Genomic DNA, 24784 nt, shown 5'->3' on the forward strand with positions numbered 1-24784 from the left:
AAGTGTCTCTACATTTTTACTAGATTATACGTGCTCCTGAGCCCGCTTCTCCGGGATTCGCTTTTTTGTTCTGTCCCGGCAGCGAGCAAAAAGAACTGCGCCTGCTGGTTCAGTTCCCCGCGCACGTCGTTTCCGCGGTTTCAGGAGATTGAGGATTGAACAGAGCTTTCCACCATCGGCTGCAGTCCGGCGATATGATATCGCTCCACTGAGCGAATTTTTCGTAGATCCATGCGACCACACCGACGTGTCAGCCTTCGCCGACGAAGTGCTGCAGAACGATAGCGTGATTGTGGTGCAGGTCTTTCGCAGCGTAGAGAAGCGTCGCGTCCGATTGCCCAATCTGGCGTTTCAGTTCCTCGACGGCGGACGGATTCTTTTCCAGCTCGTCTCGATAGCGGCGCTGGAACTCGGTCCATTTGGCGGGGTCGTGGCCGAACCAACGGCGTAGCGCCGGGCTTGGCGCGATATCCTTCAGCCAGATATCGACTGCTGCATCCTGCTTGCTCAACCCGCGAGGCCATAGCCTGTCGACCAGGATGCGCATGCCGTCCTTATCGTCTTTCGGCTCGTAAATTCGTTTGATGTGCAAAGCCATTTGCTCGCCCGCCACAAGATCGAAACCCATTCTCGAACGAATACGTGTGACAAGTTTTGGTTCCGGATTGGAGCCCGAGAACAGGTCCTGGAACCTTTTCAAACAGGCGCGGCGCTATTTCGCGGGCCCACGCCATATCGGACCGCTGAAGCATCTTCCTAGAGCATGATGCCGAAAAGTGTGCGCGGTTTTCGGGCGACATCATGCTCTATTTCTTTGATTTAGATCAGGATTCAGATTTTAGGCCGATCAGGCCTAAAATCATCCTGATCTAAGGGCGGTGCGAAATCTCTTTTGCGGTCTGTGCATAGGCCGTGCCACGACCGCAATGGCGTCGTGGCACGGCGAAGCCTGTCAAACCGGCTCAGAAGGGATAGTGCTGGGCGGAATCCTCGACCGTGATCCAGCGCAAGTCGGTGAATTCGGCGATCGCCGCCTTGCCGCCGAAACGGCCGTAGCCGCTGCCCTTGACGCCGCCAAAGGGCATTTGCGCCTCGTCGTTCACCGTCGGGCCGTTGATGTGGCAGATGCCGGATTCGATCCGTGCCGCAACCGCCATTGCCCGTTGGACATTCCGGCTGAAGACGGCCGACGACAGGCCGTATTCGGTGTCGTTGGCGATGCGGATGGCTTCCTCCTCGCCGGAGACGCGAATGATCGGCTTGACCGGGCCGAAGGACTCTTCCGCATAGACGCGCATCTCGGGCGTAACGTGATCAAGCAGCGTCGCCTCGACCACGGTGCCCGAGCGCTTGCCGCCGGCCACGAGTTTTGCACCCTTGGCCGTCGCATCGGCAATCAGCTCCTCCATTTTCTTCGCCGCGTCGAGGCTGATCAGCGAACCGAGGACGACGTGGCCGCGCGGATCGCCGGCCGGGAGCTGGCTGGCGCGGGCGGCCAGTTTGGCGACGAACTGATCGGCGATCGTCTCGTCGACGATGATCCGCTCCGTCGACATGCAGATCTGGCCCTGGTGCATGAAGGCGCCGAAAATGGCGGCACCGACGGCACCGTCGATATCGGCATCGTCGAGGATAACCAGCGGCGCCTTGCCGCCGAGTTCGAGAAGGGCGGGCTTCAGATATTTGCCGCAGGTCTCGGCGATGATCTTGCCGACCTTGGTCGAGCCGGTGAAGTTCACGCGCTTGACGGCCGGATGGGCAATCAGCGCGGTGACGATCTCAGGCGCATCCTCCGGCGCGTTGGTGATGACATTGATGACGCCGGCCGGCAGGCCGGCTTCGGTCAGCGCGGTGGCAATCAGCCGGTGCGTGCCGGGGCATTGTTCGGATGCCTTGAGGACGACGGTGTTGCCGCAGGCGATCGGCATGGCGATGGCGCGGGTGGCGAGGATGACCGGCGCATTCCAGGGAGCAATCGCCAGGCAGACGCCGGCAGCCTGGCGGACCCCCATGGCAAGCGTGCCGGGTTTGTCGGAAGGAATGATTTCGCCTGCGATCTGCGTCGTCATGGCGCCGGCCTCGCGCAGGATATTGGCGGCGAGCATGACGTTGAAGCCGGCCCAGGGCGCAGTTGAGCCCGTCTCCTCGATCATCAGCCGGGTAAACTCGGCGACTTTGGAATCCATGATGTCGGCAGCCTTCATCAGGATCGCGCGGCGCTGGCCGGGGCCGGTCTTCGACCAGGCGCCGAAGGCAGCGCTGGCTGCATCGACGGCTGCGGCAACATCCTCCAGGCCTGCTGCGGCGGCCCGGCTTGCGAGCTTCTCGGTGAAGGGATCGATGCGGTCATAGGTCCGGCCGCCGGAGGCCGCGCGGTCTGCGCCGTTGATGAGGAGGGAAATATTCATCGGAGGGTCTCCTTGGGACAAGAACTAGAAGCCGAGGACTTCGGCGTTGATGGAAGCTTCGAGGCCGCCGTCGGCGGCAAGATTGGTGCCGTTGATCCAGCGCGCGCCATCCGAGCAGAGGAAGAGGATGGCAGGCGCGATATCGGTGGATGTGCCGGCGCGTCCGACGCGGGTGATGTCGCTATCAACCCTGGCATCGCCGAGCACGGCGCGAAACTGCTTGAGGATCGGCGTTTCCACCGGCCCGGGGCTGACGGCATTGACCCGGATCCCGCGGTTCTTGAACAATGGCTGATGGGCTGCCTGCATGGTCCAGAGCAGCAGCAGCTCCTTGGAGAGCGGGTAACCTTCCTCATCCTTGAGGCCGTGCTCAGCGACGATTGCCGCCAGCTCGGGAAAGCCTTCGATTGATGTCAGCGATTTCGCCCGCTCGAGATTGGCGCGCCAGCCGTAGCCGGCGATCGAGGCGACATTGACGATGGCGCCGCCTTCGCGCAGGCGGGGCGCCAAGGCTTCCGACAGGGCACGAAGCCCATAGAAATTGACGGCAAGCGTCGAGGCGACGCCGCTGCTGCCGGAAAGGCCGGCGACATTGGCGAGCGCGTCGAGGCGGGTTGGAAGCCGTGCCGCGATCTCGGCAACGCCTGATGCTGTGGAGAGGTCACCCTTGATGAAGGCGGCACTTCCACTGGCAGGCTCGCGGACATCGACGCCGATGACTTCGGCACCCATCTGGCCGGCCAGCTCAGCCGTGCGGGCGCCGATGCCGGAAGCCACACCGGTCACCAGGATTGTTTTACCAAAAAGCATGAATGTCACCTTTCGCGAGAGGGCCCGGAGGCAAGCCGGCTCATTCTTTCCATTGGATCTTGGTCGGACCGGGCAATTTCAGCCGGTAACCGACGGGCAGAAGTTGAAAATCGAAGCGGCGCTCGATTTCGCCCCAAAGGCCGCGCGGCAGGTAGAGCGAGAATATCAAAGCGGTAGCGCCGAGGCCGATCAGGTACCAGACGCCGGCAGCGCCGAAGACGGTCTCGATCACGAAGAACAGGATGGCGCCGAGGATCGCGCCTTCGAATTTGCCGATCCCGCCGACCAGCACCATGAAGATCATGTAGGCCGTCCACTGGACGCTCAAATAGGTCTTCGGCTGGAAGGTGGTGGCGGTTGCCAGCCACAAGCCTCCGGCAACGGCGATGCCGAAGGCGGCAAGCACGAAGAGCAGCCTCTTGGTTGCAATCACCCGCACGCCGACCGAGGTCGCCGCCTCCTCATTGTCGCGGATCGCCTGCATGGCCGCGCCGGCACGGCTGCGCATTAGCATGAAGAGCGCGCCGAGCAGGGCGGCCATGGCCGTCAATGCGAGCCAGTAGATCGTCGCCCGCCGCGTGCCGCTATCATAGACGTTGAGGGAGATCAGCGAGGTGCCCGTTTCCCCCTGGATCAGCCGGTCGAGGTTGACCAGCAGATGGGCGAGCTCTGATATCACCCACATGCCGATCGCGAACTCGCCGCCCTTCAGGCGCAGCATGAACAGCGAAAGCGGGATCGACAGCGCGCCGGTCACGATCGCGGCGGCAAAGACCGCGACGAAGGGATTGAGCCCGGCATCCGCCAGCCGGATGGTGAAATAGGCGCCGAGGCCGAAGAACACCTGCTGGCCGACCGAGACCAGCCCGCCGAAACCGGCAAGCGCATTCCACATGGCGGCAAGGATCACATAGATAAACAGGGCCGTCATCCGGTCGATCGCGCCGGCGCCGAGCGCTGCGGGGGCAAACATCAGCAGGACGAGCACCGCGGCCATGCAGCCAAGCGCCACCCGCGACGACTTCGTCCAGCGTTCTATGGATATTCCGTTGGAGGCAAGGGAAGCGTTGGGGCTCATGTCGGGCTCCGGAGACGGGTGCGCAGTTTGAAACGTGCGCCGAGTTTGTCGAAGATCGGCATGCCGGACCGTGACAGCCTGACGAAAAGCACCAGCAGGAACACGGCATGGCCGCCGATCAGGAAGCCTTGCGGATGCAATTGCGCGCCGAGCGATTGGGCAAGACCGAGAACGATGCCGCCGGCAAGCGTGCCCCATAGCGATCCGGCTCCGCCGATGACGGCCGCCTCGAAGGCGAAGAGAAGCTGCGGGCCGCCGGCATAGGGGCTGAAGGTTGCCCGCATCCCGAGAAACGCACCGGCGATCCCGACCGTTACCATGGTGATCGCGGTGGCGACGGCGTTGACCCTGCGGGCGTCGATGCCGACCAGCCCCGCAGTGTCGGGATCTTCCGCCGTGGCGCGGATCGCGCGACCAAGCGCAAAGCGGCTCAGGAACAACTGCAGCCCGCCGAGAATGAGGACTGCCGTCACCATCATCATGATGGCAAGCTTGCCGACGTAGATGTGGCCCGGCAGTTGCCATGATGCATAGGACAGGTTGCCGATGAACGGCGCGAGCGAGCGGGTGTCGGCGCCGAACTGCTCGAACAGCAGGTTGTCGATGACGATCGACAGGCCGAAGGTCGTCAGGATCGGCAGGAGCGTGCCCCCGCGGGCGCTGCGTTCCAGAATGAAGCGCTGCAGCAGCCAGCCGGCGGCCGCCATGACCGGCAGCACGATCAGCAGGCCGGCGAAGGGCGGAATGCCGGCTTTGGCGGCGAGCAGCCACAGCCCGTAAGCGGCTGCGACCGCCAGGCTGCCATGCGCGAGATTGATGATCCGCATGACCGAGAACATGAAGGACAGTCCACAGGCGATAACGGCGTAGTAACCGCCGAGCAGGATGCCCTGGAGCAGGGTGTTGATCACGATGCGCTCCTTTCGCCGGCTGCCCGGTGCAATCCGAAATAGGCTTGGGTGACGGCCGCACGCGTGACGTCGGCGGCCGGCCGGTCGAGGACGATACGCCCTTCCAGCATGCAGATGACACGGCTTGCGACGCTCATGGCGCGGGCGAGATCCTGTTCGACGAGCACGATGGTCGTTCCCGAGGTGAGCAAGGCCTGCAATTGGGCGTAGACGCGATCGACGACCAGGGGCGAAAGCCCGAGCGAGACCTCGTCCAGGAGAAGAATATCGGGATTGCTCATCAGCGCCCGGCCGATGGCGGTCGCCTGCTGTTCCCCGCCCGAGAGATGTCCGGTCTTGGCGTGACGGCGGGGTTTCAGGTTCGGAAAGGCGTCGAGGACGCGGTCGATGCTCCACTCGCCCTTGCGGCCGGAGCTCTTTCCGAGAAGCAGGTTTTCCTCCACCGTCATTTGTGAAAACAGGCGCCGGCCTTCCGGCACCAGCGCGATGCCCTTGGCGATCCGCTTGTGAGACGGGACGGCGGCCAGATCTTCATCGTTGAGGAGGACGCGGCCGGAGGATGGCAGATGGGCGCCGGCGATCGATCTGAGCAGCGTCGTCTTGCCGGCCCCATTGGCGCCGACCAGCGCCAGCACCTCGCCCTTGGCAAGATCGAAACTGACGCCGCGCACCGCCTGGAGCAACCCGTGGCGAACGTCGAGGTCGCGGATGGAGAGAAGGCTCATGCGGGTGTCCCTCCGAGATAGGCCTTGACCACCTCCGCGTCGTTCATGACCATTTTCGGTTCGCCATCGGCGATGATCCTGCCGGCGTCCATGCAGATCAGCCGCTCCGCTACCTGCAGCAGGATATGAACGATATGCTCGATCCAGACGATGCCGATACCGCGGCGGCGCAATTCGAGGATGGTTTCCACCAGCTCGCTCGCCTCGCCATCGGTCAGGCCGCCGCCGATCTCGTCGAGCAGCATCAGCCTCGGCTGCGTGGCAAGCGCACGGGCAAGCTCCAGCCGTTTGCGGTCCAGCAGGCCAAGCGTGTCGGCCGGGCGGTTGGCGACTCCAAGCATGCCGCAGAGCGAAAGCGAATCCACCACGCGCGCATAGGCCTCGTCGCGGCTTGCGGCATTGCCGTGCGATGCGGCGACGAAGACATTTTCGAAGGTTGTCATGCCGCCGAAGGGCTTGGGAATCTGATGGGTGCGGACGAGCCCGGACCGGCAGCGCTCCGCCGCCGTCCGGCGCGTGACGTCGACGCCGTCGAAGGTGATGCTTCCCTCATTCGGCGGGAAGGCGCCGGCGAGCACGCTGAGCAGGGTGGTCTTGCCAGCGCCGTTCGGCCCGACAATGCCGATCGCCTCGCCATCGCCCATGGAAAAATCCAGATTCTCCAGCACCACCAGCGCGCCGAACCGCTTGTGGATCCCTTTGGCCGAGAGAAAGGCTTCCCCCGGCCGTCTTTGAGCTTCCCGCTGCAGCACTGTACGTTATCCGTTATAAGCGGTGAGCTTGGCGCCGACTGGCACATTCGGGTCGGTGGCGTTTTCGGTAACGACGTAGTCCAGCGCGAATTTCGACCCCTCCGGCGCCTTCACCCATTGCGTGCCGATGATCGGCCCGGGAGAGACGTTGGCGACGGGACCGCTGGTGAAGTCGACCTTGCCGGCGATCGTGGTGGTCTTCAGCGTGCTGATCGCCTTGACGACCGCCTCCTTGCTCTTGACGTCGGTGCTGGCCTTCAGCGCATCGAAGCCGGCGTCGAGAAGCGCAAGGCTGGCGCCGAGCTGCTGCGTCCACTGCTTGCCGCTGGCCGTTTCATAGCCGTCGGCGAGTTCGGTTCCGGAGACGCCCGTCAGCGTCGATTTGTAGGGGAAGGCCTTGTGCCAGTAGGCGGCGCTGCCGATGTTCAGGCCGAGATCGCCGAGCGCCTCGATGTCGGAGGGAAACAGGCCGGTCTTGGCGATCTGGCAGATCTTGATCTGCTGGGTGAGGCCCTGCTGTGCGGCCTGGCGCCAGAAGGCGGCGAAGTCGGGCGGAATCGGGAACGAATTGAAGATCTCCACGCCCTCCTGCCTGAAGAGAGCGATCTGCGCGGAAAAGTCGGTGGTTCCGGTTTCATAGGCTCCGGGATCGACGATGGTGAAGCCCGCCTTGGCGAGCGCCGGCGCCAGATGCGTGCGGATCGCATTGCCGTCGGCGTCGTTGGGATACATGACGCCGACCTTCTTGTTGGTCTCGATCAGGTTCCACTGCGAAACATAGGCCTTGTGGAACTCTTCGACGCCGAAGCCGAAATGATAGGTCCACTTGAACGGCGAGGGCGCGCCCGGCTTGGCGCCGCGGCCGAAATACCAGGCTTCCCAGGGCATGACCGTCGAAAGGCAGGGAATTCCGGCTGCCTCGCAGGCATCGGCCACCGGATTGATGGTTTCGGGCGTCGAGACGGCGAGCATCAGGTCGATCGCTTGGTTGTTGATCAGGTCCTTCGCCAACTGGCCGGCGCGCGAGGGATCGGACTGGGTGTCCTGGTCGAGAATCTCAACCTTCCAGGTCTTGCCGCCCGCCTGCAGGCCGTTCGCCAGCGCCTTGCGCGCCAGTTCCAGCACATAGCCGTCCGTTTCGCCGAAGCCGCCGAGAGGGCCGGTGCGCGGGCTGATGAAGCCGACCTTCAACGTATCGCCGCTCTGAGCGAAGGCCGTGCGGCCGGAAAGCGCCAGCGCAGCACCGCCCGCGACGGTCGATGCGATGAAAGAGCGGCGGCTCAGCGATGCCGCGTTGAATTTGCCGTTGCGGAAAATGCCGTTCATGAAATCATTCCTCCCTCTTGATCGGGCCTCCCAGCCCGTTCCCAGTGTTCATGTCGGCCGATCTATTCAGATCGGGTAGTGCCGTTTTCCCGAGGCCATGGTGATCCATCTGAGCTCGGTGAATTCATCGATTGCCGCCTTGCCGCCGAAGCGGCCGTAGCCGCTTGATTTGACGCCGCCGAAGGGCATTTGCGGCTCGTCGGAAACGGTCGCTTCGTTGATGTGGCAGATGCCGGATTCGAGCCGCATGGCGACGGCAAGTGCTGCATTGACGTCGGCGCTGAAGACGGCGGCCGACAGCCCGTATTCGTTGTCGTTGGCAACCGTCACAGCCTCGTCGACGCTGCCGACCCGGACGATCGCCGCGACCGGCCCGAAACTCTCCTCGCGGTAGATCCGCATAGCAGGCGTCACGTGATCGATGACGGTCGCGTCCATCAGCGTGCCGTTGGCCTGGCCGCCGCAGACGAGAACCGCGCCCTTCTGCAGGGCGTCATCGACGAGCGATCGGATGCGGCGGACGGCCTCGGCGTTGATCAGCGTGCCGAGCGGCGTGTTGCCGTCCCTGGGATTGCCGGCGACGAGGGTTGCGGCCTTCGTGCGGAACTTGCCGACGAAGCCGTCGGCGATCTCGTCCATCAGGATGATCCGCTCGGTCGACATGCAGATCTGACCCTGGTTCATGAAGGCGCCGAAGGCGGCCGCACTGACGGCCTCATTGATATCGGCATCGGCAAGGACGATGAACGGCGCCTTGCCGCCGAGTTCGAGCAGGCAGCGCTTGAGATGCCTTGCCGCGGTTTCGGCGATGATCCTGCCGACACGCGTGGAGCCGGTGAAGTTGATGCGGCGGACAGCGGGATGGGCGATCAGCGCATCGACGACGGCGGCTGCATCGCTCGGCGCATTGGAAACGACATTGACGACGCCGCGCGGAAAGCCGGCGTCACGCAGGATGTCGCCGATCAGGCCATGGGTCTTCGGGCAGAGTTCGGAAGCCTTCAGGATGACCGTATTTCCGCAGGCAAGCGGCATGGCGACGGCGCGGGTGCCGAGGATAACAGGCGCATTCCAGGGGGCAATGCCGACGCAGACGCCTGCCGGCTGGCGGACCGCCATGGCGAGGCTTCCCGGAATGCCGGAAGGGATGAGCTCGCCGGATATTTGCGTGGTCATCGCCGCCGCCTCGCGAAGAATATCCGCGCCGAGGCCGCAATTGATCGCCGCCCATTGCGCGGTGGCGCCGGTTTCGCCGGTCATGGCGGCAACGAGTTCGGGGGTGCGGGCCTCCAGGATGTCTGCTGCGGCATTCAGAAGTCTGCGCCGTTCGCCCGGGCCGGTCTGCGACCAGTCCGGAAAGGCCGCCGCTGCCGCATTGGCTGCCCGCGTCATGTCGGCAATCGATCCTGCCGAGGCGATCGTTGCGACATCGCCGGTCAACGGATCGATGCGTTCGAAGGTGGCCCCTTCGGAAGCATCCATCGCCTCGTTGTTGATCATCAGCTGTGCCGAAAACACTGTTTCACCCATTCGTCCCGTATTGGCGCCACATGTTGGCGCCACATGCCGGTTTGCGTCGTTGCCATGGGAGAAAACGAGCGGACGCGGCGCCACGAGGGCCGCCTGACCGTTCCTGCATCTGTTGAAGAGCCTCCTCCCAAAGGCTGATGGAGAAGAGGTTACGCCGATCTGGCGCGGATGGAATGCGATTTATTGGGTTAATATTGTAATTATCCGGCGATTACTGCATTGTTTGGCGTGGGGATGGAGGAGAAGCGTTGGCGACGAACGGCGGAATTCATCACTATGCCAGGGGCGAGTGGCACGCTCCGTCGCTGTCGCACCGACGCATCCGTTTTCAAAAAGGACTCTATGCCGATTTCCATCATTTCCTTCTGCTTGGGGAGGGGAGTGGGGAGCTTCATTTCGGCAATGGCGAACATCGGCCGCTGCACGGACCGCTGCTTGCCTTCCTGCCGCCGCAGGCGCGATGCGACCTGTCGATATCGGCCGGAACCGCGGCCCATCTGGTCGGCGCTTCGCCGCAGATCATGGTCGATGCGATCGGCGACAAGGTGGAATCCTATTCGCTGCGCATTTTCACCGAACAGCGCAAGCTGGTCGAGGCATTGGATCCCTTGACGGTCACCGAAATCAGCCCGCTGATCTCCGGCTTCGTACGGGAACTGGGCGATCCCTCCCGCTCCTCCTGGATGGTCGCATCCGCCTATATCAGGCTCATCCTGATGGCGCTGTGGCGCGGCTCCGATGGCGAAAGAAGCGAGCAGCGCGGACAGGGCGAAGTGGGATCGATCCTGCAGAGATATCGGCAACTGGTCGAGGCCGGTTTCCGCCAGCACCGGCCGATCAGCGATTATGCCGCAGAATTGGGCGTCACAGCCGACCGGCTGCATTCCACCTGCCAAAGGGCGCTCGGCCGCTCGCCGATCCAGCTTCTGCACGAACGCGTGGTGCAGGAGGCAAAGCTGAGATTGGAGCGGTCGGCCCGCAATATCCAGGAAATCTCCGACAGCCTCGGCTTCCGCGACCCGACCTATTTCAGCCATTTCTTCAAGCGCAAGACCGGCCTTTCCCCCGCCAGCTACCGCGAGATCGCCCGCGCTTCGGCAGGCTCGGAAAACAGCATGCTGTCCTCGGGTTATGCGGATTGGCCTTAGGCTCGGGGCACATTGGGTAAAGTTGGAATTTTTCTGTCCTGGATCGCAAATCATGCCTGACACGGAATTCCAAGCCGGCGTGGGACTGCAATGCGCCAATTGTGCACGCTCAATCAGCGACCGTGAAGGTTCTGTCCGCTGAATGGTGTCGCCCAAACAGATATTAATCCTAACGGTCACCGAAAACCATGTAAGGTTGCCATGTACGTTAAGCTATGCCCTACCGGGCATTTGTGTCAGCGGCGCGAAAGCCTTATTTCTAGCGCTCTGGCACCTCAATCAGACATGACCCAAATGGGCGCGTCTGCAAACGTTTCGAGAAATTTTCCATCTAACGAAATGCCTAACGATACCCCTGGTCGGCAGTTTGTCGCCTTGCTCACACGCACAGGCTGATATAGCAGCCGAGCCAGAGGCATCATGATCGTTTTTTGATTTTGATGAATAGCGACGTATTGTGAACCTGCGAACCTTTATTTTCATAATGGATACAAATGCTATCCAAATCTTTCAGTTTACTGCGCACCGGAGAAGCAAATGTTCCGCTGTCATGGCAACTGGTGCCGATTTGGCATCCGAAAAAATAACCATGCTCTGAGGCGGTTTTCGTCGTGCAACGCAAACTATCCACTTCGCTTCCACTAGGTATTGCGGCACATAGGTCTGCCGCAGTTGAGGGTTTAACATCCTTGAGCGCATTCCCAATTGGAGCGCCATTTGTCTTGCCATACGGGGGTCCGCATATCAAACTGTCAGCCGCGTGAGCAGAGGGTCCAAAAAGGAATGCAGTAACAACCATGAATAGAGCTTTTCGCATGAGACGCCTCCCTCAAGCAGACCTTCATTGTTTGCAGTTCATTTTCGCAAACTGACCCATGTTTTTGGACGAAGCCATCGCGTCCACATGTATGGCTTGATTCACAGCTACAATCGCCGCAGCCTTCGTCGTCCATATCGCAAAATCTCTTGCGTCCCGGGCGTATCGCACCATGCACTGCCATAGGCTACTTGGACAGCTAGCTTCGAATTGTCTAATCCGAAGCTAGCACCATTCTATCGCGATACGCGTAGCTACCCAACGTAGTAAGTATTGCCAGGAGCGCAGGTCAGGCTGCAATTCGCAGAACAAGGCCCGTTCCAATCCCAGCAATAGCAGTCGCCATTTCTGACATGGAGGTCCCAATAGTCACCTTGATATTGCAGAGTTGCATTGCTTACGCCACCAGTTGAATACCAAACCGATACAGTGCACGGTCCGTTACGTCGATTGATGAATCGACATGTCGTAAGCAGACCAGGAGACTGCCCCTGCTTTACAACTAGGGCATCGTCAGCTGTTTTGCCTACTCCATCAGCTTCAAGCCCTGATGAGACCTTAGAAGATTGATCGTTCATCGTTCGTCCCCCAGAAAAAACGTGCAATTATACACGCGGACATTACAATACTATAATATTATAAATATACCAATATCTGTAATGGCTGGTAGAAAAGAAAATTCGGGGGAATACGATGAGTTATAATTAGTTAATACTAAAAACGCGCCAGCCGTGAGAGGACTAACGGGCCAAATCATAACCGAAGGTCACGAGTAAACATCTACTAATTGAGGCGAAGTTTATCAAAACAATCTAATGTAGGCAACGGGCATGAAAAACCTACCGTTATGGATTGGTCGGCATTAGATATCGTTCCAAATGATCGAACGTCTGTGGCAGGAGTGCCGCCGGTCCTGCTACTTTTTCGAGCTTCTTCCAAATCGCACTGTCGAGATTTGGCACCTTTTTTAGCAAGCTGCTGAATTGCTGTGAATCTTCTTTAGATCAGCGTTTCCAATGGAAACGACCTACGGTAGGGGGTCGATATAGATGAGCTTCAAACCGCCCTGGCGTTCGATTTCCTCGCGGAGCGGCCCTTTTCAATGACGATAAAATGAGTTTGTTATCGCCCCAGATGAGTTTGTTAGTCCATCCCTTAAGCTGCCGCCCTCGGCTGTCCGTCGAAAACAAATCGTGTTGCGCGGCCGTATCTTCGGGCTTTTCCGCCCGAGGCTCGTCTACCTGTTCAATAGTCTGAAAGGGGAGAACGACATTGCAGACCTCATTGGTCTTGCCATTCCAGACAAGTTCCACCTCGCGCTTGTCGTCGAAAAGCAGGAAGCGGTATTTTTCCGGCAAGGGCTTGTCGGCCTCAATGAAGCGAATGATTTCCTGCTGTTCTTGTTCTGTCAGTCGCGCCACAGAATCACCCTCAAAGTTACTCTCTCTAATTGATTTCCCTTTAGATCAAAGATTGCGGCGGCAACGCAACCCATTGCATGACGCAATCCGCCACCTCGGCTTGCCTGAGTTCACGCTGAAACCGGACCTTAGTAAAACCATAAATGAGCATATCGGAGCGCTGAGCATAGCGACGGCAAAAAGCCGCAGCGCGGGAATTCGCGCATGCTGAAATCGGAAGTAAGGAAGCCGCAGGAGATGCTTGTGAGCGTCGGGACCGACTACCGCCCGATTTTGCATCCCGTCCTCCAGGAGTTTGCCAGGAGCGGACTTCGCGACTCGTTGGGTATGGCTACAGCGCTGAAAGCGAGAGGGGAAGCTGCGAGGTGGATCGCCGACTAAGCGACGATCCTGCCATGGATGCGAGCCGCATCGGCATACACCGACAATGGCTTGTCGGCTCTAAAATGGTTATCGCGTTCGACCAGAAGGCCGAAGCGCCCTCGTAGGGTCGAAATTTCAGAGAGGCTTGCGTAGCCAAGTTCGGGGCAACCATGGCCAAGGTCGCAAAGCCCAAACAAGGTATCACCGTCTGCCGCAAGCTCGGAGAAGAGCCATGTTGCATTTGCATCGGGCGTGAAGAGCTTGACGACGGGCTTGTGGTCGCGTTCGGGGCTTTCAGAAAGTTCGGCGTTATGACGAAGATGGTTCTTGAATTCGCGAGTCAGCAGCATTTCCTTGGCCTCTGTTCTCAGTCGCACCTCGCGACCGTTCTGAACCTTAGGAACATCGGATTCAGGAGAGGCTAGAGCGGTTCATGTTTTGACTGAAGCGTATCCTGCATTGCGGAAGTAGTTTTCGCATTCGTCTGGTTTGATGGTTTCGACGAGGTGCCCGAGATGGCGCCATGTATCCTCGCTGGTTCGCTTTTGAGCTTCGCGCATCCAATGCTTGATTTTGGCGAATGTCTGTTCGATCGGATTGAGGTCGGGCGAGTATTTCGGCAGGAACCACAGCCTTGCCCCGACCGCCTTGATGGCATCCCGGATTGCTTTGGATTTGTGAGAACCGAGATTGTCGGCGATGACAATGTCGCCGGATTTGAGGGTAGGAATCAGTTGCTGGCTCACATAGGCGCGGAAGCACTCGCCGTTGATCGGGCCGTCGAAGACGCAGGGCGCGGTTAGCCGATCGCAGCGGAGCGCGCCGAGGAAGGTCAGCGTTCGCCAGCGGCCATGCGGGGCAAAGCCGTGCAGCCTTTTGCCCTTTGGCCCCCAGCCCCGCAACGGCGTCATGTTGGTTCTGATCCAAGTTTCGTCGATAAAGACCAAACGACTCGGGTCGAAACGGCTTTGCCAGGCTTTCCAGCGCCTGCGGTGCCGGGCGATATCGGCACGGCCTTGCTCAAGGGCGAATAGTGTTTTTTTTAAAGCTGAAGCCTTCGCGACGCATGAACTGCCAGATGGCGTTGTGGGAGACTGTCACGCCGTGCGCCGCCAGTTCGTCCTTCAGACGATGCAGCGTCAGATGCGAGGTCTTCTCAATCCGCTCGATGATGAAGGCACGATGCGGCTCCAGCACCCGCCGGCGATGGCCGCCCATCTTCCCAGGCGTAACGCTGCCCGTCGTTCGATAACGCTGCGACCACTTCACCACAGAGGAAACAGCTATATCGAACCGATCCGCCACCACCCGGCAGCTCTGACCGGCCGCAACTGCAGCGACAACTCTTTCACGAAGATCATTGGAATATGGTCGTGTCATGGATACTGGCCTCCTTTCCAGTACCCATCAGGAATCACATATTTGCTGATTCGAGAATCTAGCGATTCCGAGAAGCGATGAACCGCTCTAGCCGGATACTATAAGCACGCTTGCGCTTGTCCATCAGCGGCAAATCCGACCGATGTAGAGGGCCTCGGGAAGAAACGGGGTGAGGTGCTTGCAGGGTCGAAGAGGTCAAGGCTCGAATGCAACGCTTCCACGCAGCCTCAAAGCGTCAAAAATGGTTCGCTAGACTGTTGACAACCGTGCGCAGCCATTCGTTTAAAACCGGTCCACAACATTGGTACACCCGAGACCAATCGGACGGTGCTAGTAGCCTTATTTTCCGGGCTTTTCGGGAGTTGCTGAGAAAATTCAAATCTCTCCAGTCTCGCTCGCCTCACTGAGTAATGCGACGGTGTGAAATGTTGACATTTCTCTCGGTTAGCGTACACAGGAACAAGCTCGAAAACGTACCAGAAAGTCCAATAAGGCTTTGTTTTCGTTTCTAATCTAGGCTTGCCCCGATGGCTCCGCTTCCTCCCTCCCTGCCCACCGTTTTGCCCGCTTCGGACCGTCAGCGCAAACGGCTCAACCTAGCTTGACCTCGAAGAACACCCCAAACTCACGACAGCGCAAAAATCCTCACCTCCCGCCCGATGCCCTGAAGTTCCTCCATCCGGGAGACCGATGAGATGCCGCTGTCGCGGAGGATCTCTGAAACTTGGGCATCCCCAACGATCGCCTCCGTCGTCATGATGACATTGGGATCGGCAAGGCCCTGGACGCGGGAGGCGATATTGACGGTCTGGCCGAAATAGTCCTGCCGGTCGTTCAGGTTGACCGCGAGGCACGGCCCCTCATGGATGCCGATCTTCAACAGGAGATCGTCACTGCCATGTTCGGCATTCAACCGAAGCATCGCCTCCCGCATCCTGAGTGCGGCCGCCACCGCGCGGTCCGGGCTCGGGAAGGTCGCCATCACCGCATCGCCTATGGTCTTGACGACCGCTCCGGCCTCTGTGGCGACGATCTCGTGAAGAACCCGGAAATGCGCTCGCACCAGATCGAAGGCGGCAAGATCTCCGACGCGCTCGTAAAGCGCGGTCGAGCCCCTCAAGTCAGTGAAGAGGAAGGTCAGGCTGGTGATCTTGAGGCGCTGGTCGACGTCGAGTGTGTCGGTCCGATAGATGTCGCGGAAGCTCTGGTTCGTCAGCAGACGCTTGGCCGTCAGGAAAGGCCGCCTGCGGCCCAAGAGGTCGTGCAGGTCATCGCCTGCGATGCAGACGTTCGGCACCACCCTGCGATCGGTGTGGTTCTCGAGGGTCAGCCGCAGTGAGCCAGGACGCAGGGTCAGCGTTTCGTTCAGCGCATGCGTCCGGCTGATGATCATCGAGAGGTTCTGACGTTCGTCGGTGGGCTCTCCCTGCACGTCGATGAACTGCGCCGAGTGTGTGACCGCATCGAAGATGATGACGAATTGCGCCGGCAGTTGCAGGGAGACGAAGGCCTTCTCGCCCGGATCCAGCTCGATCATCTCCAGCTGGATGCGCGCCAGCCTCGCTTCGAGATCGTCAGGCAGGTCAACGCCGGAGCTGAAGAAGATCTGGCGGTAGTACTCGAGCGGCGACAACCGATCGGGATCGTGGGCGGCAATCCTGCGCACGCGCGGACTGACCGTAAACGTGACCTCGACCATCTCGTCGAGGGTCGGTTCGTATCCGGCCGCGCAGAGCGCGCAATGGTACGTCTCGTGGACGACGTTTTTGAGGGTTGCGCCGCTGTCGAGGACGCCGCCGCATCCTGGGCAAAGGACGTTCCAGGTCATTTCGAATGCGCCTATGCGGGCTGCATGGAGAAACGCGGCGATGGTTTTCTCTTCGTCGAGATGGTGCTCATCGGCGAAAGCGAGCGCATTGATGCGATTGAGCTCGCGATCCGAGCCGTGCATGACGACGTTTTCGATGCACTCGACCGTCTGCGGGTCAGCCGCCTGTCGCAGGGAGGCAAAAAGGACGTCCACTTCGCTCATGAGACAAGTCTCCGTGTGCAGAACCCACGGCGGACAACGCCAGGACCGGGATCATATCACGGGAGTGTCGTAATAGAAATCTATAGGCTGGGAGCTGTCTGCTGCCCAAGCGACTTGGATTGTTCATTTGTAGAGCGCCGCAGCCAACGATCCCCGACCCCTTCGTCGCAACATGGTCAATGACAAAACGTGAGTGCTTCGAACCAATGACGGCATCAGTGCTTCCGGTTTGCGCCCCATAATGGTCATCGAGCCACCCGTCGCTGTTGCTGCAAAGCGGACATGACGCGGCATTGCCGACGGCTCCGTTCTGCCACTGCAACCCCTCCTTCGGCGGCTCATAGTAGACGCGCCCGTTCCCCGCATACTCGACCACGGCGGTGAAAGTCGTGCTCCGCATCGCCTTGATGCTGTCGAGGTCAAGTTCGATCGGCCGCTCCACCGCCCCGCCAACGCGCAATCTCCAGTCTCGCGCATCGAGGTGCGGCGACGGGAAATGGTTTCGCACGAAGAACAGCTCGGTTGGGATCAGCCAATCGGAGAGCGACGCAAACGGAAACTCGTTGTTCTGTGGGGATTTCTGTCGAACTATTAGACTGGGTTGCTCTGGTGTCGGCATCGTCCTCGTCTCCCCTTTCAAGAGCACAACGTCGGCTCTCGGTCGCGCGAATTCCGGTACATCACACCGCCCCTCGCAGTGCGTCCGTCGCATTCCGCCTTCGGGCCGCATTCTAGCACATACCGCACGTTCGTCGGATCGACCTCGAACGGCAGCAAAGGCGCCGACGGCGGTCTTGACCGCTTTGCGCCCTCATTTTAGCCATTCAGCGTTTCCGCGGATGCACCTGAAAGCGGCCGTTCGACGTCTCAACAATTGCTCGCAGATATGGATCAGCGATGGAACATCAACGAGGCTTCTCAATGCATACGCTCGAACACTGCACTTCGCTCGTTCCAGGCAAGCATCGGCTAAAATAAACTAGGCAATCCCGGCCGCGGCCTCGTCCCTCTTGAATCTACGCCCCGGGGCGCTCTCACATTTCGATCCAGAGATGACTCATTGCGATATCGCTGAGACCGTTGGCGCGGGCGTGGTTGGAATTGAAGATCGCCTGGCGTCCGCCCTTGTCATGACGCTCCAGTTCGAGGCGATCGTTCGCGCTCCATAATGGCGCGGCCGATGTCGACAGCTCGTCGATCCACTTACCGAGTTCCTGTTGCCAATGTGGAATATCCTGATCCTGGACATATCCGATCATCGCCGCAAATCCATGATTGGCGGCATGCGCGCCGCTCTTGAAACGCTGGACGCCCCCGGTCGAACTGCTGCTACTGAAAAGATACTCGCGTGGATCGCGCTTTTTGGCGGCAGGGGTGGGAAGGCGCTTGCACTCGATCGGCAGGAAAATATCATAGGGTGAATAATGTCGGTCGCCGATCCAAATCGAGCATCCGCTCGGCTTTGCAGCGATGTCCAGATTACGCCCGCCCTTGCTATCGTCGCGCGTCTCGCGCTGGAACTTGAAGGCATCTAGACCCGGTGAGTTTCGCGCCACGTCGTTGAGGAAGTCGCAGAGTTGGTCGGAGAGAGCGTCCTCGGCTGTCTCCGGCCTGCGGAGATCATCGTCTCGCCAGAATGGCAGTGCGGTCCCGATAAAGGCCACCAGCTTTCGAAGTTGGGTCGCGGGCAGGTGGAGTCCTGCCCTCAGACCCTGTACTACCGCCCCTTCCGCCCCCCGGTCCGCCAGCATGAACTAGTAACCCTGCGCGCGAAGATCGGCGAGCACCTCGTCGGCGTCGCGCAAAGCGATTGACCGCATCCAGAAGCGGAGCCTGTCGGGTTTGATCAGGAAAAGAAGATTATCGTCATAGATCCGGGCAATCCGGGTCACCGAGATTGTTTCGCTGCGTTGCTCCCGGATGAGGACGTCGAGCCGTCCGCGTAGTTTATCGCTGTCCGACCAGTCGATTTCGGTCGGGCCAAACGAATAGGGCTAACATATGATGCCAGGCCAGGATTGGTGTGGATGTGCGATCAGCCGGTTGTCGCCGTAAAACCGATTAATCGAAGCGAGAAGCGTCTCGTTGAATTCGGGCATCGCGCTATGGCCGGTGCTTTTCAGCGCGAACGATTTGTCGCCCATTCGGATGAGTTCGCGCTGAAACTTCACAATATCTTGAACTAAAATGGATTCGCTGGGGCTCACTGCGAGATCTCCCGTCTCTGGAAACGGAAGGTCGAGAATATCGCCAGTGCTCGTCACCGTCGCCTTCTTATTATACAGCCTGAAGCTGGTTGCGGCGACGTATGCCGATAGCGCATCTCGATTGGCCGACAGAAACTCCGCGACCTGGCGCAGCGACTCGGCGCTCTTTTCTGCCCCCGAGAAGCCAACGATCTCATCTGCGAAGGTCATATAGCCGTCGGTCCACACCCCGTGGTCGAGATCCTGGTGCTTCCGGACGAGGAGCAGCGGCGATTGAAATGCCTGCTCGGACTTCGCGTCCGAGATCGGAACCTGCGGCGCGTCCGTCACTTTGCTTCTGTCGATCCCGAACGGGCCGATTGCGCCTGGGGGCACCATTTTCTTGCCCCAGATATGGTCGAGTGAATGCCGATGAGCCTTGTTGCCGGTCATGAAGCCTTGGCCGAACACCCAACCTTTCTCCTTTGCGAACACGCCCAGCGTCCGCATCTTTGTCAATCGCTGGACGAAGGCGGCGACGCGCTGGTTGCCGAGAAGCCCGGAGCGCCATGTGCGATGATCGGCCAAATCCGGGGTTCTGGAAAGCCAGTGCATATCGTAATAATCGATGTCGAAGCTCTGCTCCGCATCCGCCTTGCCGCTGCGGCGGAATATGGCGTGCAGGACCTTCCGAGCGGGGTCGAGTTCGCCCGCTACGGCGATGACGACGATGATTTTCGTGTCAGCATCTCCCTTAGAGAACAATCCTCGGACCGACACGAAATCGAGGATCTCGCGAATATCCCAATTCCTGAAAAGATGCCGACGTATCGCTTCGGGGTTCAGGTTGTAGAGGAATCCGGCCGGTTGGATCATACTGATGACCCCACGCTCCGCGAGAAGGCCCTTCGCATAAACGAGGAATAGGTAAGCAAGCTGGTCATCGGGCAACTTGCTACCGAGTGCTGTCTTGAAGGCAGCAGCGGCGCGCGATGCTGCTGGTGTTGAAAGCTTGGACTTGAATGGCGGATTGCCGACTATCACGCCGACATCCTTCGTGATCAGTCCTCGCTCGAGTGCCTCGAAGAAGCAACTGGAATGCAAAGTCTCGCCCTCGAGTTCGGGGAACAACTGGACGCTTTTGCGAATATGTTCGGGTTCGAGTGCCTCGCACAGCGCAAGGCAGAGACTGAAAGCGGCGAGTTTGATCGCGCCTGGTTCCAGATCGACACCATGGACGCGGGCGAGCAACGCCTTCAAAACTGCAGTCGTGGGTCTTTCCCATCCGTTTCGCATCCGCCAGTGAAGGACTAGGCGCTTATAGGCCTCCACTAGGTAGACTGCCGAACCGCACGCTGGATCGAGAATGATCTCGTCGCGTTCGACCAGCGTATCAATGCGCTCCCAGCTCAAGGCCTCGTCGAGCATCAGGCGGACAAGCGCCGGCGGCGTGTAGATCGAGCTATCCTTGTCCTCGACAAACAGCTGATAAATGTTGCTGATCAGTTCTACTGGCAGGTCACGGAATGAGTAGAGCCGCCAGAAGCTTCCTTGGCCATGCGCATCCTGTTGCCCTTCGATGAGATCGGCGAAGGCTCCAAGCTGCGTGCTTTCGACAAGTTCCGCGCGGAGATCGTCATCGAGTTCGAACACATGGCCGTTGAAGCGCTTTTCGAGGGCCGCCAGCAGCTTGACCAGAGCCAGACCGCTGCGCATTACTTCGGCAAAGGTCGTCGCTCCGGGTTGGAACTGCGCGAAATAGTCGGTCTCGAGTGCGTTGCGCTCGTCAAGATACGCGATCAGCAGCGACAGGATCAGCAACCGGCGCTGCAGGCTTTCGCTGAGTAGCGCACCCGCCTTAATCTTCTTGTAGAGACCGAAGATATTGCTGACTAGATGCCGATGCGCCGACGCCGTGTCCGACAGCAGGTGCTCGCAGACGGTAGGATCGTCCCATAAGGTGCCATTGCGCAGGCGGCCGAAATCCCACCATGCGGCCGTGGCGCTTTCAGCGTTCGCGATGTCGGCGGCGACGGTCAGCGTATCATAGGCACGATACTTGGGAATCTCGCTGCTCTGGTCAAAGTCTGCCTTGCTGGCGCAGCGGAACAACTCCACTTTCCCGGGTGTCTTACGATAGAGTAGGGGAACGCCTCCCCAGCTCCACAGCCTCTTGTGCAGGAGAGCGAATTCATCGCTCGCACCGGGATGATCACTGACGTAAATGAAGGCCTGAGCTACCTGCGATCGGTTGTTCCGACTGGCCTCGAAAAAGACCGAATGCGCCTCGTAACTCTCCGCCTTCTCCATCATCTCATATTGTTCGGGCGGAAGTTCTAGTGCGCGGAATTCATTCACCAGAATCAGCCCGTCAATGCTGCTTTTGGTGTCCTCGTCGGAAAGCTCGATCAGCCAGTTTACAGGGTTTTCCGCCCTCACCGTAACTATCTCCGTCTCGGCAAATTCCTGAATTCCTGCCATTCTCGGACGTCCATTTGCGCCGTCACTCCAATGACATATGTGCTGATTCAGTGCAACCAAGCCGTATTTCCGTCGCCCGGCTCCCGGGGCATGCGGGGCTGTCCTTGCGGCGCTTAATGTGCGGCACCGCAAGGTCCGTAGCTCAGGCTCATGACGCTTCTCCGCTGCAAGTGGGTCTGAACCCGGCTCGCCGGGAAAAGCGAAGGCGGGCTTCAGCTCCCCTTGTATATCCGCTTCAGCGCCGTCAGCAGCGCATCCAGTTCCTCGCGCGAAAACAGCTCGATGAAACGCTGCTCGTGCCTATCGATCAGTTCACGCGCCCGGGCGAGCATTGCGCCTCCCGCCTTCGTCAGATGAAGCTCCTGGCGGCGGCGGTCGGCCGCGGAGGGCCGGCGCTCGATCAGGTCGCGGGCTGCCAGCCGGTTGACGAGGGCCATCATCGTCGCCCGGTCGGTGCCGAGCGTATTGGCAAGGTCGATCTGCGATGCGCCGGGATTGCCGGCGACGAGTTCCATCACCGCCAGCTGCTTCTGCGTCAGCGCCAGCGCCGCCATGGTTTCGGCGAAGTCGCGATAGACTGCGACATGGGCCATGCGCAGATGAAATCCCAGCAGGTCGCCAAGCCGGCCGACGTCGAGGCCCGGCGTCGCGGGCGCATCGTCGCCCTCGAAATCGTCCTGCGGTGGTTTGGTGCTCATCGTTCGTTCTCGCCTCATCCAGGGTCATAACCATCAAAATCAGCAGGTTAGTCAATATCCGTAGTGCGGATTTCCCTGTGCTCCTTCGAACGAACGGATTTGTGTTGAACGCCTCTTGCATCATGGGAAAAAGATATTAGTATGTGTTGCATACAAATTTGATGCCTGCCGCGGGGAGCGGTGGGCATGGGAGGAGAACATGGCGCATTCCTTTTCCGGGATGGCTTCGTCGGCGGATTGCGGGCTGGTGACGGATGATCCGATCCTTTACCGCGCCCGCGTCGCACCGGACCGTCCAGCTCTGTTCGAGATCGCCAGCGGCCGGCAGCTCACCTATGCCGAGCTCGATGCGCGGATCGCCTGCTGCGCCGGCTTTCTGAGCGATGTGCTCGGAGTGCGCCGCGATGGGGCGCGTGTCGCCATGCTGGCGCGCAACTCGATGGATTCGATCGTGCTTGCCTTTGCCTGCCAGCGGGCCGGCGCCATCTACGTGCCGCTCAACTGGCGGCTCAACGCCGCCGAGCTTCGGCCGATCCTTGCCGATTGCGCGCCGGCTTTGCTCGTTCATGACGAGGAGTTCGCGGCAACCGTCGCCAGTCTTGCGGGCGCTGATCCTGAGATGGCGGTGATATCGACGGCCGACGGTCCGGCCGGGCTCGCCGCGCGGATCGAGGCGAGCGTACCAGCCGCTCCGCTGCCCGCCGATGCCGACGCAACTTGCGTCCTTCTCTACACCTCGGGCACGACGGGTCAGCCGAAAGGCGTCGTCATCACCCGCCGCAACGCCTTCTTTGCCGCCATCAATTTTTCCGTCGTCGGAGAGATCGGGCCAAAATCCGTTGCCCTGTGCGATCTGCCGTTCTTCCATACGATCGGGCTGATCGCGGTGGCGCGCACCACGTTGATGCTGGGCGGCACGCTTGTCGTCTCCGACCGCTTCACGCCGGCGCGCACACTCGCCGCCCTTGCCGACCGGCAGCGTGCCGTCACCCATTATTTCGCCGTGCCGCAGATCGCGCTCGCCTTGCGCGACGATCCTGCCTATAGCGCCGCGGCGCTCGCCGGCCTGCATGCGCTCTTCGTCGGCGGCGCGCCGCTGACGCAGGCGCTGATCGAAAGCTATCTCGATGACGGCGTGGCACTGGTCAACGGTTACGGCATGAGCGAGGCCGGAACGGTGCTGCACGTGCCGATCGACCGGCGCGCCGTGCAGGACAATCCCGGCAGCGTCGGTCTTCCCGCGCCCTTGCTCGACATTCGTATCGTCGACGAGGATGGCCGCGAGGTTGATGAAGGCGAGATCGGCGAACTCTGGCTGCGCGGGCCGGCGGTGACGCCGGGCTACTGGAACAAGCCTCAGGAAACCGCTGCCGCCTTCACCGACGGCTGGTACCGCACCGGCGATCTCGGGCGGCGTGAAGCGAACGGCTTCTATCGCATCGTCGACCGGCTGAAGGACATGTATATCAGCGGCGGCGAGAATGTTTATCCCGCCGAGGTCGAAGCAGCGCTCGCAAGTCATCCCGATATCCTCGACGCGGCGGTGGTCGGCATTCCCGACATCAAGTGGGGCGAATGCGGCCTCGCCTATGTCGTGCTGCGACCGGGGGCTGCGGCAACGGGCGACGAGATCGCCGGCCATTGCGCGGCAAGGCTCGCCGCCTTCAAGCGTCCGGCGCGCATCCTCTTCGTCGAGGCCATTCCCCGCACCGCCTCCGGCAAGGTGCAGAAACATGTCCTGCGCCAGTTCCATTCCGACGAAACCCTTCAACGACGGGCCCTGTGAAGCGGCCCGGGCACTCACGCCGAAACCCATGGAGTAACCTCATGACTGAAGAGAACATAACTGACAGGCAATCGCCGGTTCTGGTCGAATTCGATAACGGCATCGCCTTCGTCACCCTCAACCGCCCGGAAAAGCGCAATGCGATGAACCCGGCCCTGAATGCCCGGATGCTCGAGGTGCTCGACGAGCTCGAGGGCGACGAACGCTGCGGCGTCCTCGTCCTGCGCGGCGCCGGCGAATCCTGGTCGGCCGGCATGGATCTGAAGGAATATTTCCGCGACAATGACGACAAGCCGCGCAGCGCGACGCTGAAGGCGCGGCGGCAGTCCGGCGGCTGGTGGAGCCGGCTGATGTATTTCGAAAAGCCGACGATCGCCATGGTCAACGGCTGGTGCTTCGGCGGCGCCTTCACGCCGCTCGTTTCCTGCGATCTCGCCATCGCCGCCGAGGAGGCGAATTTCGGCCTTTCCGAGATCAACTGGGGCATTCTGCCGGGCGGCAACGTCACCCGCGCGGTCGCCGAAGTGATGCGCCATCGCGATGCTCTCTATTACATCATGACCGGCGAACTGTTCGGTGGGCGCAAGGCCGCGGAAATGGGTCTCGTCAACGAGGCCGTGCCGCTGGCGGAGCTAGAAACCCGGGTCCGCAAGATCTGCGTCAGCCTGCTCGAAAAGAACCCGGTGACGCTGAAGGCTGCCAAGGACACCTATAAGCGCGTGCGCGACCTGCCCTGGGATCTCGCCGACGATTACATCTACGCCAAGCTGGAGCAGATGCTGTTTCTTGACAAGACCAAGGGGCGCGACGAGGGGCTGAAACAGTTCCTCGACGACAAGACCTATCAACCGGGGCTCGGCGCCTACAAGCGCGGCCGCTGAGGACGAGCCCGGTTCGCCGGGGCCATTCGCGAGCCGATCATCGGGAGGAGG

General features: G+C 60.4%; 21 protein-coding genes and 1 pseudogene. 3 read left to right on the top strand and 19 right to left on the bottom strand.

The features are described 5' to 3' along the window. Positions 1-250 precede the first annotated feature (250 nt). From N1937_RS25590 to N1937_RS25630, 9 genes are all read right to left on the bottom strand, one after another. A complete protein-coding gene (locus N1937_RS25590; RefSeq protein WP_260059170.1) occupies positions 251-598 on the bottom strand; it encodes a DUF488 domain-containing protein in 348 nt (115 codons plus the stop codon). A gap of 364 nt (positions 599-962) precedes the next feature. Next, the gene (locus N1937_RS25595; RefSeq protein WP_260059171.1) at positions 963-2408 is read right to left on the bottom strand and encodes an aldehyde dehydrogenase; all 1446 of its coding nucleotides are present in this window, start codon (positions 2406-2408) and stop codon (positions 963-965) included. Positions 2409-2432: 24 nt separating this feature from the next. Further along, a complete protein-coding gene (locus tag N1937_RS25600) occupies positions 2433-3218 on the bottom strand; it encodes a coniferyl-alcohol dehydrogenase (protein ID WP_260059172.1) in 786 nt (261 codons plus the stop codon). A gap of 40 nt (positions 3219-3258) precedes the next feature. Beyond that, positions 3259-4296: a branched-chain amino acid ABC transporter permease gene (locus N1937_RS25605; RefSeq protein WP_260059173.1), complete on the bottom strand. Its 1038-nt coding sequence runs from the start codon at positions 4294-4296 to the stop codon at positions 3259-3261. After that, complete coding sequence (locus tag N1937_RS25610) at positions 4293-5207, bottom strand: branched-chain amino acid ABC transporter permease (RefSeq protein ID WP_162116215.1); 915 nt, start codon at positions 5205-5207, stop codon at positions 4293-4295. The genes N1937_RS25605 and N1937_RS25610 overlap by 4 nt, the downstream gene beginning before the upstream one ends. Continuing rightward, on the bottom strand, positions 5204-5932 hold the full coding sequence (locus N1937_RS25615; protein WP_260059175.1) for an ABC transporter ATP-binding protein: 729 nt from the start codon (positions 5930-5932) through the stop codon (positions 5204-5206). The genes N1937_RS25610 and N1937_RS25615 overlap by 4 nt, the downstream gene beginning before the upstream one ends. After that, positions 5929-6684: an ABC transporter ATP-binding protein gene (locus tag N1937_RS25620; RefSeq protein WP_260059177.1), complete on the bottom strand. Its 756-nt coding sequence runs from the start codon at positions 6682-6684 to the stop codon at positions 5929-5931. Before N1937_RS25620 ends, N1937_RS25615 begins: the two co-directional genes overlap by 4 nt. Before the next feature lie 6 nt (positions 6685-6690). Beyond that, positions 6691-8010: an ABC transporter substrate-binding protein gene (locus tag N1937_RS25625; RefSeq protein WP_260059178.1), complete on the bottom strand. Its 1320-nt coding sequence runs from the start codon at positions 8008-8010 to the stop codon at positions 6691-6693. Positions 8011-8076: 66 nt separating this feature from the next. After that, positions 8077-9540 carry an aldehyde dehydrogenase gene (locus tag N1937_RS25630; protein WP_260059179.1) on the bottom strand — a complete coding sequence of 488 codons (1464 nt, stop codon included), beginning with the start codon at positions 9538-9540 and terminating at the stop codon, positions 8077-8079. A gap of 248 nt (positions 9541-9788) precedes the next feature. Between N1937_RS25630 and N1937_RS25635 the strand changes: the two genes are divergently transcribed. Next, the gene (locus N1937_RS25635; protein WP_260059180.1) at positions 9789-10688 is read left to right on the top strand and encodes a helix-turn-helix transcriptional regulator; all 900 of its coding nucleotides are present in this window, start codon (positions 9789-9791) and stop codon (positions 10686-10688) included. Positions 10689-11106: 418 nt separating this feature from the next. Here the strand turns inward: N1937_RS25635 and N1937_RS25640 are convergent, their stop codons facing one another. The 10 genes and pseudogenes from N1937_RS25640 to N1937_RS25685 all read right to left on the bottom strand — a co-directional run bounded on the left by N1937_RS25640 (position 11107) and on the right by N1937_RS25685 (position 22066). Next, positions 11107-11505, bottom strand: a complete 399-nt coding sequence (locus N1937_RS25640; RefSeq protein WP_260059181.1) for a hypothetical protein — start codon at positions 11503-11505, stop codon at positions 11107-11109. A gap of 1036 nt (positions 11506-12541) precedes the next feature. Beyond that, positions 12542-12926: pseudogene (locus tag N1937_RS25645) on the bottom strand (site-specific DNA-methyltransferase); the annotation flags it as partial. A gap of 377 nt (positions 12927-13303) precedes the next feature. Further along, positions 13304-13639 (bottom strand): DUF2958 domain-containing protein, encoded by a 336-nt coding sequence (locus tag N1937_RS25650; RefSeq protein ID WP_260059182.1) that lies wholly within the window; start codon positions 13637-13639, stop codon positions 13304-13306. An 81-nt stretch (positions 13640-13720) separates the two neighbouring features. Beyond that, positions 13721-14669 (bottom strand): IS630 family transposase gene (locus N1937_RS25655; protein ID WP_085991549.1). Its coding sequence is split into 2 segments (ribosomal slippage): positions 13721-14332 and positions 14334-14669, totalling 948 coding nucleotides; the frame shifts between segments, so codons are not numbered across the junction. A gap of 625 nt (positions 14670-15294) precedes the next feature. Next, positions 15295-16701 carry an adenylate/guanylate cyclase domain-containing protein gene (locus N1937_RS25660; RefSeq protein WP_260059183.1) on the bottom strand — a complete coding sequence of 469 codons (1407 nt, stop codon included), beginning with the start codon at positions 16699-16701 and terminating at the stop codon, positions 15295-15297. Next, positions 16655-17320: a molybdopterin-dependent oxidoreductase gene (locus N1937_RS25665; RefSeq protein ID WP_260059184.1), complete on the bottom strand. Its 666-nt coding sequence runs from the start codon at positions 17318-17320 to the stop codon at positions 16655-16657. The genes N1937_RS25660 and N1937_RS25665 overlap by 47 nt, the downstream gene beginning before the upstream one ends. Positions 17321-17735: 415 nt before the next feature. Further along, positions 17736-18452: a hypothetical protein gene (locus N1937_RS25670; protein ID WP_260059185.1), complete on the bottom strand. Its 717-nt coding sequence runs from the start codon at positions 18450-18452 to the stop codon at positions 17736-17738. 3 nt (positions 18453-18455) lie between these two features. Further along, entirely contained in the window at positions 18456-18593 is a 138-nt protein-coding gene (locus tag N1937_RS25675) for a hypothetical protein (RefSeq protein WP_260059187.1), read from the bottom strand. A gap of 102 nt (positions 18594-18695) precedes the next feature. Beyond that, on the bottom strand, positions 18696-21368 hold the full coding sequence (locus tag N1937_RS25680; RefSeq protein ID WP_260059189.1) for an HsdM family class I SAM-dependent methyltransferase: 2673 nt from the start codon (positions 21366-21368) through the stop codon (positions 18696-18698). Between the two features lie 212 nt (positions 21369-21580). After that, the gene (locus N1937_RS25685; RefSeq protein ID WP_170259533.1) at positions 21581-22066 is read right to left on the bottom strand and encodes a MarR family winged helix-turn-helix transcriptional regulator; all 486 of its coding nucleotides are present in this window, start codon (positions 22064-22066) and stop codon (positions 21581-21583) included. Between the two features lie 199 nt (positions 22067-22265). On the opposite strand from N1937_RS25685, the gene N1937_RS25690 reads away from it, so the two are divergent. Together N1937_RS25690 and N1937_RS25695 are read left to right on the top strand one after the other, a co-directional pair. Then, positions 22266-23852: an AMP-binding protein gene (locus N1937_RS25690; protein WP_260059190.1), complete on the top strand. Its 1587-nt coding sequence runs from the start codon at positions 22266-22268 to the stop codon at positions 23850-23852. Between the two features lie 56 nt (positions 23853-23908). Beyond that, positions 23909-24733 (top strand): p-hydroxycinnamoyl CoA hydratase/lyase, encoded by an 825-nt coding sequence (locus tag N1937_RS25695; RefSeq protein WP_260059707.1) that lies wholly within the window; start codon positions 23909-23911, stop codon positions 24731-24733. Positions 24734-24784: the final 51 nt, after the last annotated feature.

Source organism: Rhizobium sp. WSM4643 (assembly GCF_025152745.1).
In the GTDB taxonomy this organism is placed as follows: Bacteria; Pseudomonadota; Alphaproteobacteria; order Rhizobiales; family Rhizobiaceae; genus Rhizobium; species Rhizobium leguminosarum_I.

Bases quoted from the DNA above. Each gene is read 5' to 3' on its own strand.
- N1937_RS25590 (WP_260059170.1), bottom strand. From the start codon at position 598: ATGGCTTTGCACATCAAACGAATTTACGAGCCGAAAGACGATAAGGAC.
- N1937_RS25595 (WP_260059171.1), bottom strand. From the start codon at position 2,408: ATGAATATTTCCCTCCTCATCAACGGCGCAGACCGCGCGGCCTCCGGC.
- N1937_RS25600 (WP_260059172.1), bottom strand. From the start codon at position 3,218: ATGCTTTTTGGTAAAACAATCCTGGTGACCGGTGTGGCTTCCGGCATC.
- N1937_RS25605 (WP_260059173.1), bottom strand. From the start codon at position 4,296: ATGAGCCCCAACGCTTCCCTTGCCTCCAACGGAATATCCATAGAACGC.
- N1937_RS25615 (WP_260059175.1), bottom strand. From the start codon at position 5,932: ATGAGCCTTCTCTCCATCCGCGACCTCGACGTTCGCCACGGGTTGCTC.
- N1937_RS25625 (WP_260059178.1), bottom strand. From the start codon at position 8,010: ATGAACGGCATTTTCCGCAACGGCAAATTCAACGCGGCATCGCTGAGC.
- N1937_RS25630 (WP_260059179.1), bottom strand. From the start codon at position 9,540: ATGGGTGAAACAGTGTTTTCGGCACAGCTGATGATCAACAACGAGGCG.
- N1937_RS25640 (WP_260059181.1), bottom strand. From the start codon at position 11,505: ATGCGAAAAGCTCTATTCATGGTTGTTACTGCATTCCTTTTTGGACCC.
- N1937_RS25650 (WP_260059182.1), bottom strand. From the start codon at position 13,639: ATGCTGCTGACTCGCGAATTCAAGAACCATCTTCGTCATAACGCCGAA.
- N1937_RS25660 (WP_260059183.1), bottom strand. From the start codon at position 16,701: ATGAGCGAAGTGGACGTCCTTTTTGCCTCCCTGCGACAGGCGGCTGAC.
- N1937_RS25665 (WP_260059184.1), bottom strand. From the start codon at position 17,320: ATGCCGACACCAGAGCAACCCAGTCTAATAGTTCGACAGAAATCCCCA.
- N1937_RS25670 (WP_260059185.1), bottom strand. From the start codon at position 18,452: ATGCTGGCGGACCGGGGGGCGGAAGGGGCGGTAGTACAGGGTCTGAGG.
- N1937_RS25680 (WP_260059189.1), bottom strand. From the start codon at position 21,368: ATGGCAGGAATTCAGGAATTTGCCGAGACGGAGATAGTTACGGTGAGG.
- N1937_RS25685 (WP_170259533.1), bottom strand. From the start codon at position 22,066: ATGAGCACCAAACCACCGCAGGACGATTTCGAGGGCGACGATGCGCCC.
- N1937_RS25690 (WP_260059190.1), top strand. From the start codon at position 22,266: ATGGCGCATTCCTTTTCCGGGATGGCTTCGTCGGCGGATTGCGGGCTG.